Annotated in this window: 15 protein-coding genes, 1 rRNA gene and 1 other annotated feature; all 16 genes read right to left on the bottom strand. The window is 39.7% G+C overall.

Features of this window, described 5'->3' with window-relative positions; all coding sequences use genetic code 11:
• Positions 1-99: 99 nt before the first annotated feature.
• Positions 100-609: an NYN domain-containing protein gene (locus J2Y03_RS27360; protein ID WP_132096471.1), complete on the bottom strand. Its 510-nt coding sequence runs from the start codon at positions 607-609 to the stop codon at positions 100-102.
• 3 nt (positions 610-612) lie between these two features.
• On the bottom strand, positions 613-1,362 hold the full coding sequence (rlmB, locus tag J2Y03_RS27355; RefSeq protein WP_132096468.1) for a 23S rRNA (guanosine(2251)-2'-O)-methyltransferase RlmB: 750 nt from the start codon (positions 1,360-1,362) through the stop codon (positions 613-615).
• A complete protein-coding gene (locus tag J2Y03_RS27350; protein ID WP_310200268.1) occupies positions 1,359-1,784 on the bottom strand; it encodes a Mini-ribonuclease 3 in 426 nt (141 codons plus the stop codon). The genes rlmB and J2Y03_RS27350 overlap by 4 nt, the downstream gene beginning before the upstream one ends.
• 3 nt (positions 1,785-1,787) lie before the next feature.
• Positions 1,788-3,188: a cysteine--tRNA ligase gene (gene cysS / locus J2Y03_RS27345; protein WP_310200266.1), complete on the bottom strand. Its 1,401-nt coding sequence runs from the start codon at positions 3,186-3,188 to the stop codon at positions 1,788-1,790.
• Positions 3,169-3,837: a serine O-acetyltransferase gene (cysE, locus tag J2Y03_RS27340; protein ID WP_310200265.1), complete on the bottom strand. Its 669-nt coding sequence runs from the start codon at positions 3,835-3,837 to the stop codon at positions 3,169-3,171. The genes cysS and cysE overlap by 20 nt, the downstream gene beginning before the upstream one ends.
• Before the next feature lie 90 nt (positions 3,838-3,927).
• Positions 3,928-4,163: a binding site (T-box leader), on the bottom strand.
• Positions 4,164-4,209: 46 nt separating this feature from the next.
• Positions 4,210-5,667: a glutamate--tRNA ligase gene (gltX, locus tag J2Y03_RS27335; protein WP_310200264.1), complete on the bottom strand. Its 1,458-nt coding sequence runs from the start codon at positions 5,665-5,667 to the stop codon at positions 4,210-4,212.
• Between the two features lie 71 nt (positions 5,668-5,738).
• Positions 5,739-6,221 (bottom strand): 2-C-methyl-D-erythritol 2,4-cyclodiphosphate synthase, encoded by a 483-nt coding sequence (ispF, locus tag J2Y03_RS27330; protein ID WP_310200262.1) that lies wholly within the window; start codon positions 6,219-6,221, stop codon positions 5,739-5,741.
• A gap of 2 nt (positions 6,222-6,223) precedes the next feature.
• The gene (gene ispD / locus J2Y03_RS27325) at positions 6,224-6,913 is read right to left on the bottom strand and encodes a 2-C-methyl-D-erythritol 4-phosphate cytidylyltransferase (RefSeq protein WP_310200260.1); all 690 of its coding nucleotides are present in this window, start codon (positions 6,911-6,913) and stop codon (positions 6,224-6,226) included.
• A gap of 21 nt (positions 6,914-6,934) precedes the next feature.
• Positions 6,935-8,020 carry a PIN/TRAM domain-containing protein gene (locus J2Y03_RS27320; RefSeq protein WP_310200258.1) on the bottom strand — a complete coding sequence of 362 codons (1,086 nt, stop codon included), beginning with the start codon at positions 8,018-8,020 and terminating at the stop codon, positions 6,935-6,937.
• 182 nt (positions 8,021-8,202) lie between these two features.
• Entirely contained in the window at positions 8,203-9,276 is a 1,074-nt protein-coding gene (disA, locus tag J2Y03_RS27315; RefSeq protein WP_132096452.1) for a DNA integrity scanning diadenylate cyclase DisA, read from the bottom strand.
• Between the two features lie 3 nt (positions 9,277-9,279).
• Positions 9,280-10,662, bottom strand: coding sequence for a DNA repair protein RadA (gene radA, locus J2Y03_RS27310; protein ID WP_132096450.1), 1,383 nt, complete (start codon positions 10,660-10,662; stop codon positions 9,280-9,282).
• 95 nt (positions 10,663-10,757) lie between these two features.
• Complete coding sequence (gene clpC, locus J2Y03_RS27305) at positions 10,758-13,199, bottom strand: ATP-dependent protease ATP-binding subunit ClpC (protein WP_132096448.1); 2,442 nt, start codon at positions 13,197-13,199, stop codon at positions 10,758-10,760.
• A 13-nt stretch (positions 13,200-13,212) separates the two neighbouring features.
• Positions 13,213-14,286, bottom strand: coding sequence for a protein arginine kinase (locus J2Y03_RS27300; protein ID WP_132096446.1), 1,074 nt, complete (start codon positions 14,284-14,286; stop codon positions 13,213-13,215).
• A gap of 1 nt (position 14,287) precedes the next feature.
• Positions 14,288-14,836: a UvrB/UvrC motif-containing protein gene (locus tag J2Y03_RS27295; RefSeq protein WP_310200254.1), complete on the bottom strand. Its 549-nt coding sequence runs from the start codon at positions 14,834-14,836 to the stop codon at positions 14,288-14,290.
• 30 nt (positions 14,837-14,866) lie between these two features.
• Positions 14,867-15,328, bottom strand: a complete 462-nt coding sequence (locus J2Y03_RS27290; RefSeq protein ID WP_132096442.1) for a CtsR family transcriptional regulator — start codon at positions 15,326-15,328, stop codon at positions 14,867-14,869.
• A 389-nt stretch (positions 15,329-15,717) separates the two neighbouring features.
• Positions 15,718-15,812, bottom strand: a 5S ribosomal RNA gene (gene rrf / locus J2Y03_RS27285); the annotation flags it as partial.

Raw genomic sequence — 15,812 nt, 5'->3', positions numbered from 1 at the left:
TTGCCTTTTTCTCCGAAGTCTGTACCCAATTAAGATCCCCTCCACCGAACAAGCATAGATAGTATTATTATACTGCCCGTAACTTTTGAACGTCAACGCTTACTTTTTACCCCTGCGCCATTTTTCAAAAATTTCTGCCACTTCGTTACTAATCGGTATTTTTGAGACCGGCCTTTTCTCTTGTATCTTTTTTACCTTTAACTCTATTCCTTTTTCTACCGAGGACATTTCTATAAGTAATTCACGAGCAGATTTCCTAAGCGCACCTTGTCCAAAAATTGCCCATTGCTCCGTAAAATCGGAGGTAGCCACATGAATTTGGGTCCTCCGATTATTTAATGAAATAGCCATTTTTTCAATGCGCTCATCTGCTGTTTCATTTTCTTTCGTAAAAATAACCTCTACTTGATGATTTTTATATTTTTTCTCAATTCCTTGGACATAATAGGCATCAAATACAACGATGACACGATAGCCTGAAAAAGCTTGGTATTCTGCCATCCTCTCTACTAAGCGGTCCCGGGCTGCTGGCAAATCATGATCCTTTAATACCCTTAGCTCCGGCCATGCCCCAATGATGTTATATCCATCGACAAGCAAAATATCCATTTTCTATCCCTCGAGAGGATGCCGCCTGCGGTATACCTCATACATTAATAAAGCTGCTGCAACAGACGCATTTAATGATGTTACCTTTCCAGCCATCGGCAGGCTTATGAGGAAGTCACATTTATCTCTGACTAGCCTCCCCATACCTTTTCCTTCGCTCCCAATCACAAGACCAAGTGGAAGTGTTCCATCAAATTGACGATAATCTTGTTTGCCGCTCGCATCGGTGCCAGCAATCCAAATACCTCGTTCCTTTAATTCATCAATGGTTCTCGCCATATTTGTTATTCGGACCACTGGAATATGCTCGATTGCACCTGTTGAGGCTTTTGCCACTGTTGCCGTTAAACCAACCGCTCTTCTTTTTGGTATAATAATCCCATGAGCTCCTACTGCATCAGCTGTTCGCATGATTGAGCCAAGATTATGAGGATCCTCGATTTCATCCAATAACAAAAAGAATGGTGTTTCGTTCTTCTTTTCTGCAGCTGCAAATAAATCATCGATTTCTGCATATTGATAGGCAGCAACATAAGCTAGAACTCCTTGATGATTTTCATCAGAAATTTGGTCAATTTTTTTCTTTGGGACAAATTGAACAATAACATTTGCTTCTTTTGCTAATTGAATTAACGGTTGCATTTGACCACGTTGGGAGGATTCTGCTATCAGTATTTTATTGATATCCCTTTCTGATCTAAGCGCCTCCATAACTGGATTTTTTCCAATGATATAATCCTTATTTTCATTCATTCACTTGTTCCTCCTTTCTTTTCTTCAACAAACATAAAGGACTTTACGATAAGTTCTTCTAATCGTTCTGTTTTCTCTGTTAAATATAAAAAACCAATTAAGGCTTCAAATGCGGTGCTATAATGATAGGTTTGGACATCTGTGTTTTTTGGTACAGTGCCCGATTTGGCATTTCGCCCCCGCTTGACTACGGCCAGCTCCTCCTCTGACAGGAGATTTTCATCCATCATCCGAAATAGTACCTGGCATTGTGCCTTTGCGGAAACATATGTTGTTCCCTCGCGGTGAAGATGGTTTGGCTTTACCTTACCGCTTTGAAGGAGGTGACATCTGACATATGTCTCATAGACAGCGTCACCCATATAAGCTAAGGCAAGACTATTCAATTGATTGGCATTTACTTTTTCTTGATAATCAAGCATGAATTAGCCTCTTTTCCATCTTGTACCCTGCGGGGTATCTTCTAAAATAATATTCATTTCCTTCAATTGGTCTCTAATTTGGTCTGATAGCTGAAAATCGCGGTCTTTGCGCGCTTGGATTCTTTTCTCAATTAACGCATCAATTTCCTCATCTAACATTTCCGATGCCGTTTCTAGCGTCAGACCTAAGACATTAAATAGTTCATCAAATTGGCTGGTGAATGTATCAATTACCTCAACTGCTGTGTTTTTTTCTAATAGATAGTAATTTGCCAGCTTGGAAAGATCAAACAAGACGGAAATGGCTTTCGCACTGTTGAAATCATCATCCATGGCTTTGATAAACTCATCTTGTAAAGCTGCAATCTTCCCTAACCATTCCTGATTGTTATTTGTTAAATTTGTACTAGATTCTTTACGATGCTTTAGATTTTGATAAGAAGTAGTTATTCGTTCAAAGGCTGCCTTTGTGCTTTCCAATAGCTCTTCACTATAGTTTATTGGATTGCGGTAATGAACAGATAGCATGAAAAATCGCAATACTTGAGGATTATGCTTCTTAATAATGTCATGGACAAGAACAAAGTTCCCAAGTGACTTTGACATTTTTTCATTGTCAATATTGATATATCCGTTATGCATCCAGTAACGGGCAAAAGTTTTTCCAGAAAGTGCCTCAGATTGAGCAATTTCATTTTCATGGTGCGGGAAGGTTAAATCTTGGCCGCCAGCATGAATATCAATTGTTTCACCAAGGTATTTCTTTGCCATTGCCGAGCACTCAATATGCCATCCAGGCCGCCCAATTCCCCAAGGACTTTCCCAATAGATTTCCCCTTCCTTTGCCGCCTTCCATAAGGCAAAATCCAAATCATCCTGTTTCTTCTCACCAATCTCAATTCTGGCACCCACCTGCAGGTCATCAATCGACTGATGTGAAAGTTTGCCATAGTCATCGAAATTTCTTGTTCGGAAGTAGACATCGCCTTCTGATTCATAGGCAAAGCCCTTTTGGATAAGTTGATCAATAAAGTCAATAATTATATCCATATTATCCATTACACGCGGATGGATATCCGCATGTTTGCAGCCTAATGCTGATACATCTTCGAAATACGCTTCAATAAAACGGTCAGCAATGGTTGGGACATCTACCCCAAGCTGGTTGGCAGCACGGATTAATTTATCATCTACATCAGTAAAGTTGGAAACATATTGGATGTCGTATCCCCGGTACTCAAAATAACGGCGGACAGTATCAAAAACAATTGCCGGACGTGCATTACCGATATGAATATAATTATAGACCGTCGGACCACAAACATACATTTTGACTTTTCCTTCTTCGAGCGGAACAAATACTTCTTTTTTGCGGGTTAGTGTATTATACAGCTGTATGGTCATTTACTTTTTTCCTTTCTTTCTTCAATTCAATTAACTCTTCTCTCAATTCAGTTAGTTCGATTTGCAAATCTTTAATGCGATCTGCGATAGGATCAGGAAGGTTACAATGATCTAAATCCTTACCAATCCGCTTGCCATTTTGAATAACTACCCTTCCTGGTACCCCAACAACAGTTGAATTCGGTGGAACCTCCTTTAAAACAACCGATCCTGCACCAATCTTGGAATTTTCGCCAATGATTATCGATCCTAGCACTTTTGCACCTGTTGCAATCAACGCATTATCCTTAATGGTTGGATGACGCTTCCCTTTCTCTTTCCCAGTTCCCCCAAGTGTCACACCCTGAAATATTGTTACATTATCACCAATTTCACAGGTCTCCCCAATAACAATCCCCATTCCGTGATCAATAAATAATCTACTGCCTATTTTTGCACCTGGATGGATTTCAATACCTGTGAAGAAGCGACTTATTTGAGAAATGACCCGTGCAAGAAAATAAAACTTCCGCTTGAAAAATGCATGTGCAATTCGGTGCCCCCAAATGGCATGTAATCCTGAATACGTTAGGATAACTTCCAAGTAAGTTCTTGCTGCAGGATCCTGTTCAAAAACAACCTCAATATCCTCCCTCATCCTTTTGAACATTTTTCATTTCCCCCTTAAATGTAATGAAGCATTATCTGTAAAATAATCCCCTTGTTTTTCCAAGTAAATAAAAAGCGCCCCTGTCATAACGACAGAGACGCTTTTGGCGTGGTTCCACTCTGATTAGACCGATAAGCTTCTAGCTTATATTGGTCTCACTCAACCTGTTAACGGAAAGGTTCCGCCCATATCTACACAGATTTTCATCTTTTCGAAATGGGACTCAGAGGTGCATTTTCAAATATGAGAGGCTTTGACCACTTTCAGCCGATGATGGTCATCTCTTTAAAGCATCGTATTCTACTTTTCCTCTTCTACACTTTTTCATATAGAATGTTTATTTCTTTACTATATTACATTTCTCTGCCGATGTTAACCAATAATTTTTTGAATTCTCTTTAAAACTTTCTCTTTTCCTAAAAGCTCAATGGCTTGAGGTAAATCTGGACCGTGTGTTTGACCGGAAACAGCCGCACGAATCGGCATAAACAGATTTTTCCCCTTTTGACCAGTGGATTTTTGCACTGCCTTCATTGCTGCCTTGATTTCGTCTGCTTTAAAGTTCGCCAGCTTTTCAAGTTCGTCCGAAAATGCCTTTAAGACTTCGGGAACTGTTTCTCCTGACAATACTTCCTTGGCATCTTCTTCGTATTCTGCTTCATCTTTAAAGAACATATCCGATATTCCAACAATCTCTGCACCAAAGCTCATTTTTTCCTGTAAAAGTGAAACTAAGCTTTTTGCCCATTGCTGTTGTTCTTCCGTTAAGTTCTCGCTTAATCGTCCAGCTTTAACTAGATGTGGCAAGGATACCTCTAAAACTCGGTCAATATCTATCTTTTTCATATATTGGTTGTTCATCCATGTAAGCTTTTGAGTATCAAATAAAGCCGGAGACTTCGATAAACGATTCGCATCGAATATCTTGATAAACTCCTCTTTAGAATAGAGTTCTTCTTCTCCTTCAGGAGACCAGCCTAGTAAAGTGATAAAGTTAAATAAGGCTTCTGGCAGATAGCCTAATTCTTCATATTGCTCAATGAATTGAATGATGGATTCATCCCGTTTACTTAATTTCTTTCTGCTTTCGTTCACAATAAGTGTCATATGGCCAAATATCGGCGGCTCCCAGCCTAATGCCTCATAGACCATTAACTGCTTAGGAGTATTAGAGATATGATCATCTCCGCGTAGGACATGTGATATTTTCATTAAGTAATCATCAATGGTTACTGCAAAATTATAGGTTGGTGTCCCATCCTTTTTGATAATGACCCAATCACCCATTCCTTCAGATTCAAAGGATACAGGTCCTTTTACCATATCATCAAACGTATATGTCTTTCCTTCCGGTACAAGTATTCTTATACTTGGCTCCCGGCCTTCACTTTCTAGCTTTGCTCGTTCCTCAGCTGTTAGGTGGCGGCATTTCCCAGAGTAATGAGGGGTTTCCCCTCTCTCCGTTTGCTCTTCCCGCTCCGCTTCAATCTCTGCCTCTGTACAATAACATTTATAGGCATGGCCATTCTCTAGTAATTGATTGTAGTAAGTTTGATAAATATCATTTCTTTCGGACTGTCGGTAGGGTCCATACTCACCGCTGACATCCACACTTTCATCCCAATCCATACCAAGCCATTTAAGATATTTTAATTGACTTTCTTCGCCGCCAGCAATATTTCTTTTTTTATCAGTATCCTCAATTCGGATAATAAACTTCCCGCCCTGGTTGCGGGCAAACAAATAATTAAATAATGCTGTACGGGCATTACCAATATGTAAATGTCCAGTTGGACTTGGAGCATACCTTACACGAACTTCATTTGACATCATTATGCCTCCGTATACCTTGATTTTCTACATCTGATTTATTTTACCACTGTGTATTTACGCAATAAAGACTATACGTTAACCTTTTTTAATAAAACTGCAACTTGTGAGGCAATTCCCTCACCACGGCCAGTAAAGCCTAATTTCTCTGTTGTTGTTGCCTTCACATTGATTTGTTCTGAATCGGCGTCTAGTAACTGCGCAATTCGCTCTTTCATCTGCTGAATGTAAGGCGCCATTTTCGGCTTCTGTGCAATAATGGTGCAATCTGCATTAACAAGCTCGTATCCTTTTTCTTTCACAAGCTGCCAGACATGTTCCATTAGCTTAGCGGAATCTGCATCTTTAAATTCAGGATCCGTATCTGGAAAATGTCTGCCAATATCACCTTCCCCAATAGCACCTAGACACGCATCTGAAATTGTGTGTAATAAAACATCCGCATCCGAGTGACCTAGCAGTCCTTTTTCATAGGGGATGGTTATACCGCCGATAATGAGAGGGCGGCCCTCCGTTAATTGGTGTACATCAAAGCCCTGGCCAATTCGAAACATATTTAAAAACTCCCTTGTCTTTTCTTTACTATCGCCTCTGCAAAAAATAAATCTTCCTGGGTGGTAAGCTTAATATTATCATAATCTCCCTCAATCATTGTGACTGGATGAGGGATTCGCTCTACCAGACTTGAATCATCGGTACCAATAAAGGAATCCTTTTCTGCCTGTTCATAGGACTTAAAAAGAATAGAAAAACGAAAAGCTTGTGGGGTTTGAACAGCCCACAAGCTAGACCTTTCGACAGTTGCTGTTACCACATTATCACGTACTGTTTTCATGGTATCTTTTGCTGGTACTCCAATGATTGCTGCACCTGTTTTTTGTGCTGTATCTACTAATCGGTGAATATGTTCCTTAAGAATAAAAGGACGAGCTGCATCATGAACTAGAATAATTCCATCGGTCTTCACCGTTTTCAATGCATTATAAATGCTATCCTGACGTTCTTTTCCACCAGGAACTAAACCCAGCACCTTTTTCACCTTATACTGCTTAAGTAATAATTTAAATTCTACTTCATCTTGTGGGCTAATAGCTAAAATAATGCCCTCACATAACTCATCTTGATCGAACACTTTTAGAGAATGGATGAATATAGGTATGTTATTTAGTTCTAACAGAAGCTTATTTTTCCCTGCTCCCATCCTCTTCCCCTGACCTGCTGCCGGGATAATGACTTGATAAGCCATAGTCAAACTCCTATCTTCTAGTTACAATGCCTTTTCCAGTAGCTTTGGTTTTGCAAATATCATTCTTCCTGCTGATGTTTGAAGAACACTCGTGACAAGAACATCAATTCTTTTTCCGATATATTCTCTGCCCTCTTCAACTACAATCATGGTTCCATCATCAAGATAGGCTACACCTTGGTGATATTCTTTTCCATCCTTGATTACCTGCACGGCTAACTCTTCCCCAGGCAGTACAACTGGTTTAACTGCATTGGCTAAATCATTAATATTCAATACGGAAACGTTCTGTAATTCACATACTTTATTGAGATTAAAATCATTGGTTACAAGCATGCCGTTCGTTATTTTGGCTAATTTCACCAACTTGCTATCCACTTCTTGAATATCATCAAAATCGCCTTCATAAATCTCAACCTTAATAGCTAGTTCCTTTTGAATTCGATTTAGAATATCTAAGCCCCGTCTCCCTCGGTTACGCTTGAGGACATCAGATGAATCAGCAATATGTTGTAATTCTTCTAGTACAAAACGAGGAATGACAATCGTTCCTTCCAAAAATCCTGTTTGGCAGATATCAGCCACACGTCCATCAATTATTACACTAGTATCTAGAATCTTAAGCGATTGGCCTTCTGCTTTTTCAGAATCCTCTTCTCCAGACTTCTTCTTCCCTCGGCTGCCAAAAAGATTTAAAATCTCATCCCTTTTCTTAAAACCTACTTGAAAGCCAAGGTAACCAAATAATAATGTCAGCAAAATAGGGGCGACAGCATTTAATATAGGTACTTGTACTGCATTTAGAGCAAATCCGATTAAAAAAGCTACTAACAAGCCAAAGATTAATCCAATACTGCCAAATATCACGTCCGTTACCGGGATTTTCACCAGCGAATCTTCTGCCCATTTAATAAACTCTAGTACATAATCTACTGCCCAAAAAGTAATAAGATAAAAAATAATTGCACCTATAATAGCCGTTGCATATGAGTTACTGATTATTGGAATGTCATCAAAATTTATTAATTTTAGTAACAGGGGAATTAACAATATTCCAAGCGTTCCACCGGTTATTAGAAAGCATGCTTGCACAATACGTTTTAACATTCCTTCACCTCCTCTACTCATTATAAACATATTCCCTAAAATGAAACCTTCGTTTGTTGATTATTTTATAAAAAGGCAAATTAAATTAACACATGATATTGAGTCAATTTTTCACTTCAAGGGTAGCACTGGAAAAAAACTCTGTCAAATAAACGGATATTTACCGTATTTTTATAGAAGGTCTATAGTTGTCGCTCCGTATATAAGCGATCTTTAATTAATTTTAAGCCTTCTTTGATTTTTTTTGCCCGGATTTCCCCTATGCCTTCTACATCGTCTAAATTTTCAACTGAAGCAGTAATTATTTTAGAAAACTCACTAAAGGTATTAATAATATTTTCAATTATTACCATAGGAAGCCGGGGTATTTTGTTAAGAATCCGATACCCGCGGGGATGTTTATTTTCATCTAGAGGAATATATCCTTGATAGCCCATTAGTTTCAATATGGCAATATCATCTAATGACCCATTACTGGTTAATACCTGCATCCGTTTGAGGACATCTCTCGCCTTAATATCCCTATCCAATGCATAATCCTTAATAATCAGGGATGTCTCTTCTTCTAAATCTGTTAATATTTCATTCATTTGCAGACGAATAAGCCTGCCCTCCGTACCAAGCTCGTTTAAATAGGTAATGAGTTCATTTTTTATTTTAAGAACCATTTCAAATCGGTGCAGTACGAGAAGAAAATCGTTATACGTTACAGATTCTTCAAACTCTAAAATACTCAAGTTAGCAATACTTCTCTCTAGGACTGATTTGTACTTTTCAAGCATTTGAATAGCCTGGTTCGCCTTCGTTAGAATCACAGAAATATCTTTAAGTGCATAGCGAAAATTCCCTTGATAAAGGGTTATCACATTTCTCCTTTGGGAAATTGCAATAACAAGTGCCTTTGTTTGTCTAGCCACTCTTTCGGCGGTACGGTGCCGCATGCCTGTTTCCGAAACAGAAATATTTGAATCTGGTACAAGCTGTGCATTCGCAATCAGGATCGTATTTCCTAATTCATTAAGAATGATTGCCCCATCCATCTTCGCTAACTCATAAAGATAACTCGGCGAAAAGGGACAATCTATTTGAAAACCACCATCCACAATACCTTTAACCTTATCATTGTAACCAACAACAATTAGCCCGCCGGTATTTGCCCTGAGTACATTATCGATTCCTTCACGAATAGGTGTACCGGGGGCAATAAACTGTAAAACTTCGCTTACGGTTTGTTCACCCAGCTTTCTATTTTCCATGTATTACACTCCCAACGCTGCTTTTAAGGCTTCAGCTACAGTAGATACACCAATTAACTCTACACCTTTCGGGCATTGCCAGCCGCCCAAATTATTAGCAGGTAAAATAACCCGTTCAAACCCCAACTTCGCGGCCTCCTGAACTCGCTGTTCGATTCTGGAAACCCTTCTTACTTCCCCAGTAAGCCCAACTTCACCAATAATACAATCGGCTGCCCTCGTAGTTTTGTCTCGAAAGCTCGAAGCAATACTTACACAAATCGCTAAGTCAATTGCCGGTTCATCGAGCTTTACTCCACCTGCTACCTTAAGGTATGCGTCTTGATTTTGAAGCAGCATTCCCATTCGCTTTTCTAATACGGCCATTAACAAAGGTACACGATTATTGTCAATCCCTGTCGCCATTCTCCTAGGATTTCCAAAACTCGTCGGGGAAATTAAGGCTTGGATTTCAACAAGTACTGGACGGGTGCCCTCCATTGAGGCAACTACCGTAGAGCCAGCCGCTCCTTGTGATCTTTCCTCAAGGAAGATTTCGGATGGATTTGCCACTTCTTCAAGTCCATATTCTTTCATTTCAAAAATTCCCATTTCATTGGTTGATCCAAAACGATTCTTTACGGCACGTAAAATTCGATACGTATGGTGCCTTTCCCCTTCAAAGTAGAGAACGGTGTCTACCATATGCTCGAGTAGTCTTGGTCCGGCAATCGATCCTTCTTTTGTAACATGGCCAACAATAAAAATAGCAATACCTTTCGTTTTTCCTATTCTCATTAACTCTGAGGTACATTCCCGAACCTGTGAAACGCTGCCTGGTGCAGATGTTACTTCAGGATGGAACACTGTTTGAATGGAGTCAATAATAACAAAGCTTGGATTCGTACTTTCAATGTTCCGATTTATTTCTTCTAAATTAGTCTCAGAATAAACGAGAAGATTTTCAGATTGTACCCCTAGTCTCTCAGCACGAAGCTTTGTTTGCCTTAAAGATTCCTCTCCAGATATGTATAGTACCTGATTACCTTTATGCGCAAGTTGAGATGATACCTGCAAAAGGAGGGTAGATTTACCAATCCCAGGGTCACCACCGATTAAAACTAGTGATCCCTTTACTACTCCACCACCTAAAACGCGATTAAGCTCATTTAAATCGGTAAGAATCCGAGGTTCAGATAAGGATTCGATTGCTGTAATGGGAGTTGGTTTAGAGAGAATCGTTGATACTCCTTGAGAATGAGCAAAGGCACCTCTTCTATTTCCCCCTGTTACCTCCACTTCCTCCACCATTTTGTTCCATTCTCCGCACCCAGGGCATTTTCCCAACCATTTAGGAGATTCATACCCACACTCCTGACACATGAACTTCGTTTTCCGTTTGGCCATTTCCATCTACTCCTGACTCTAAATAAAAAAGAGGTACACGGTCGAACTAGTATCGTGTACCCCTTTTAGTTGTTCTTAAAAGTGATTAATCTGGCTTATTTAGTTAGAGTCGTTTTTTCAGCCGTTCTAACTATGAATTCACCATTATCAACATCTATTATAACATGCTGACCGGTTAAAACTGTACCTCTTAGCAGCTCTTCAGAGAGGCGGTCTTCAATATGCTTTTGAATGGCCCTGCGTAATGGACGGGCACCGTACTCTGGGTCGTATCCTTCTACAGAAATTTTACCCTTTGCAGCTTCCGTTAACTCTAGAGATATATGCTGCTCTTTAAGACGCTTTACTAGCTGGTCAGACAGCAATGTAACAATCTCTTCTAAATGCTTTCTCTCTAGGGCATGGAAGACAATAATTTCATCAATACGGTTTAAAAATTCTGGACGGAAGGCCTTTTTCAATTCTTCCATTACCTTGCCCTTCATATCCTTATAATTCTGTTCGCCATCTTGAATATTAAAACCAACATACTTATTACGTCTTAATGCCTCTGCTCCGACATTGGAAGTCATGATGAGAACTGTATTACGGAAATCAACCGTTCTGCCTTTAGAGTCCGTTAAACGACCATCCTCTAAGACTTGTAATAAAATATTAAATACATCTGGATGTGCCTTTTCAATTTCATCAAGCAGGATAACGGAATATGGCTTTCTTCTTACCTTTTCCGTAAGTTGACCGCCTTCTTCATATCCAACATATCCTGGAGGAGAACCAACCAAACGAGAAGTAGAATGCTTTTCCATGTATTCAGACATATCGATTCGAATCATTGCATCCTCATCACCAAACATTGCTTCAGCAAGGGCTCGTGCCAATTCGGTTTTCCCTACACCAGTAGGACCAAGGAAAACAAAAGAGCCAATTGGACGTTTTGGATCCTTTAAGCCTGCTCTTGCACGACGGACAGCTTTGGCAACAGCCTTAACAGCCTCTTCCTGACCAATCACCCTAGAATGTAGGATTTCCTCTAAATTAAGCAATTTAGCTGTTTCTGTTTGGGCAAGCTTGGAGACAGGTATCCCAGTCCAGCTTGCAACAACACTCGCAATATCCTCAACAGTCACTTCGCTGTTTTCTTTCCCTTGCTTTTCTTTCCATGTTTTCTTCGTTTCTTCAAGCTGTTCACGGAGTCGCTGTTCCGTATCCCTCAGAGAAGCTGCTTTTTCAAATTCTTGACTTTGAACTGCTGAATCCTTTTCTTTGCGGACTTCATCAAGCTTAACTTCCAATTCTTTTAAATTTGGCGGTGTCGTATAGGAGCGTAAACGAACCTTCGACCCTGCCTCATCAATTAAGTCAATTGCTTTATCTGGCAGGAAGCGGTCAGAAATATAGCGATCAGATAGCTTTACCGCTGCCTCGATTGCCTCATCCGTAATGGATACACGGTGATGGGCTTCATAGCGATCACGAAGACCCTCTAAAATCCGGATAGACTCATCAGCTGTCGGCTCATCAACACGAATTGGTTGGAAACGGCGTTCCAATGCAGCATCTTTTTCTATATATTTTCGATATTCATCTAGAGTGGTTGCACCGATACATTGGAGCTCCCCACGGGCAAGGGATGGCTTTAAGATATTAGAAGCGTCAATCGCGCCTTCTGCTCCTCCTGCTCCAATTAATGTGTGTAATTCATCGATAAAAAGAATGATGTTACCGGCTTGGCGGATTTCATCCATTACCTTTTTCAAACGATCCTCAAATTCTCCACGATATTTGGTACCAGCTACAACTGTTCCCATATCTAGAGTCATAACCCGCTTATCACGAAGAATTTCTGGAACTTCATTATTCACAATTTGTTGTGCAAGACCTTCAGCAATAGCCGTTTTACCTACTCCTGGTTCACCAATTAAAACCGGGTTGTTTTTTGTACGGCGGCTTAATACTTCTATTACACGCTGTATTTCCTTACCTCTTCCGATGACTGGATCCAAACTTCCTTCTCTAGCAATTGCGGTAAGGTCTCTAGCAAGACTGTCAAGGGTTGGAGTATTGGCACTAACAGAGGCTCCTCCCTGATGACCGCCTGACTCATTACTTCCTAGTAATTGGAGTACCTGTTGGCGTGCTTTATTTAAGCTTACTCCCAAGTTATTAAGAACTCTTGCTGCTACACCTTCTCCTTCACGGATTAAACCGAGGAGGATATGCTCTGTTCCAACGTAAGAATGTCCTAATTTTCGTGCTTCATCCATTGATAGTTCTATTACTTTTTTCGCTCTAGGTGTATAGTGAATCGTTTGGGTTGCTTCTTGGCCTTTCCCGATTAATGATTCAACTTCCTTTTGGATTTTCTCAGAGCCTAATCCAAGCCCATAAAGTGCTTTGGCTGCAATGCCTTCTCCCTCACGGACTAAACCTAATAAAATATGCTCAGTCCCAATATTGTTGTGTCCTAGTCTGATTGCTTCCTCTTGTGCTAAAGCTAATACCTTCTGAGCTCTCTCAGTAAAACGGCCGAACATCATATTCCATTCCTCCTCACCTTTTATCTTGCTCCATTTTAAGTCTTTCTCGGATTAATGCTGCTCGTCTTATATCTCTTTCATTGGGTCGTAAATGCCCGCCTGCATATTGCTGTAAGAAACCAGGCTGTGTTAAAATCATTAGTTCATTTAATATATTCTTAGGCAAATGATCAATGTATCCCATATCAATTCCTAAACGAACATCAGATAGGCACTTGGCAGCCTCTTTTGTTTCAATAATCCTGCAATTGGATAACACGCCATAAGAACGAAACACTCTATCTTCTAATTGTATGTTCGAAGTCTTGCGTAATGCTTCACGAGCGGACCTTTCTTGTGAAATTAACTGACTTACAACACCTTTAAGGTCACGGCAAATGTCTTCCTCGGATTTTCCTAGAGTAATTTGATTGGAGATTTGAAATATATTTCCGAGCGCTTCACTCCCCTCACCATAGATCCCTCTAACCACTAATCCCAGCTGATTAATTGCCGGAATGATACGATTAATTTGCTGGGTCAACATAAGCCCTGGCAAATGCATCATGACAGAAGCTCGAAGACCAGTACCTACATTGGTAGGGCAGCTTGTTAAATAACCGTGCTTCTCATCGAAACCAAACTGAATAAAACTCTCAAGCCAATCATCCACTTCATTTGCAGCTTCCAAAGCTTCTTCTAATTGTAACCCTGGATACAAACACTGAATACGAATGTGGTCTTCTTCATTAATCATAATACTAACTTCTTCATTTTCGGTTAATAGAACTGCACCATATGGCGAATCCTCTGCTAAATTAGGACTAATCAGGTGCTTTTCAACTAAAACGCTTTTTTGAAGAGGCTGTAATTCATCGATTTTCAGTAATTCTATTTGCCCAAACTTTGTGAAATTTGATTCACGAAGTATTTCTTCCATTTTTAAAATAACGGATTGTGCTTCTTCATGTGAAAATAATGTTGGAAACTTAACATTCTCAAAGTTTCGGGCTAAACGGATTCGGGAACTAAGGACGATATCTGAATCAGGTCCCTCCTCGCTCATCCATGAGCTGACTGCTTGATTAATAAAGCGTTCAAGCGACACGTTATTCCCCTCCCTTATTACTGCCCGGTATATCTTTTTCGAGAGTGCGTATTTCATCTCGTATCTGAGCAGCTTTTTCAAATTCTTCTTGTTGAATTAAATTTTTCAGTTCATTTTTGAGATTTTCAACTTGTTTTCTAAGGTGAATTCCTCCACCTATTCTCTTTGGTATTTTCCCGCTATGCGACCAATTCCCGCTATGAAGTCTCCTTAAAACCGGTGGAAGCTGCTCTTTAAATGTTTCATAACAATGAGCACATCCAAAGCGCCCCACTTTGATAAATTGCGGAAAGGTCATTGAACACCCATTACATTGAAGAATTTCTTCTTGATGAAACGCATTTTGATTCTGTTTTTGAACAGAAGGATCAATATTTAATAGACCTGCTAATAGGTTATTAAAAGTAAAACCAGATCCTCCAGTAAACATGAACATCTCGCCCTTTTCTTGGGCACACTTTTCGCAAAGATTTACTTCTGTTTTTTCACCGTTTATGATTTTTGTAAAATGTAGTGCAGCAGGCCTTTGATTACATTCCTGGCAAATCATTTTTCACTTCACCTCTCTAGCTGGTATATATTACTTATATTTCAATGATGTTAACATAGCTTTCAACATTCTGGCTCTTAATTCATCTCGGAATGGAAGATCAATATATAGGACAGAACGGTCAATAACACTTAACATAATTTTTGCTTCTCGTTTCGTGATTATCTCCTCATGGACTAGTCTATAAATAACATCTTCTGCCGTAGATTGTGCGATACGATTCTCAAAGAGTGATAATAAATGATCAATTAAGTCAACTAGATCATGGGACTGAACCTTCATGATTCGAATGTATCCGCCTCCGCCGCGTTTACTTTCTACGATATACCCTCGTTCAATGGTAAAGCGTGTATTAATGACATAATTGATTTGTGATGGAACACATTGAAATTTATCAGCAATCTCATTGCGCTTTATTTCAACATGCTCCTGCTCGCTCATTTCTAGAACTTGCTTCAAATACTTTTCGATAATATCGGAGATGTTTCTCATCTTCCCACCCCCTTTTGACTTTGACTATATTTGACTTTAATTATACTGAAAATTTTATGTAGTTGCAAATAACTGCTACTAATGATTTTCTCCATATTTTGCAGGTGTGAAACCTGTTAATTTCAATTTTAGGAAATTAGTAGCAGGAAAGGCAAAGATTTTTTTGATTAAGTATTGTTTGCTGTTAAGGGGGCTATTCTTTAACTTGTGAAGGGGGTTTTGGTTACCTTTGCCCTTGGAAATCTTGGGTTGAGGGAATCAAAAAGTCGTTTTGGTTACCTTAACCTACGAAAATGTTCGTTTGAGGGAATCAAGCTGTTTCGCGATACACGATTTTCTACCTTTCGGACAACAAAAAAGCACAACCCTTATCAGGTTGTGCTTCAATTGCCTGGCAACGTCCTACTCTCACAGGGACAAAGTCCCAACTACCATCGGCGCTGAGAAGCTTAACTTCCGTGTTCGGTATGGGAACGGGTGTGAC

Source organism: Neobacillus niacini, assembly GCF_031457145.1.
GTDB classification, from domain to species: domain Bacteria; phylum Bacillota; class Bacilli; order Bacillales; family Cytobacillaceae; genus Neobacillus; species Neobacillus niacini_J.
Note: the sequence above shows the minus strand (reverse complement) of the source record. Positions and strands in the feature narration are given on the sequence as shown.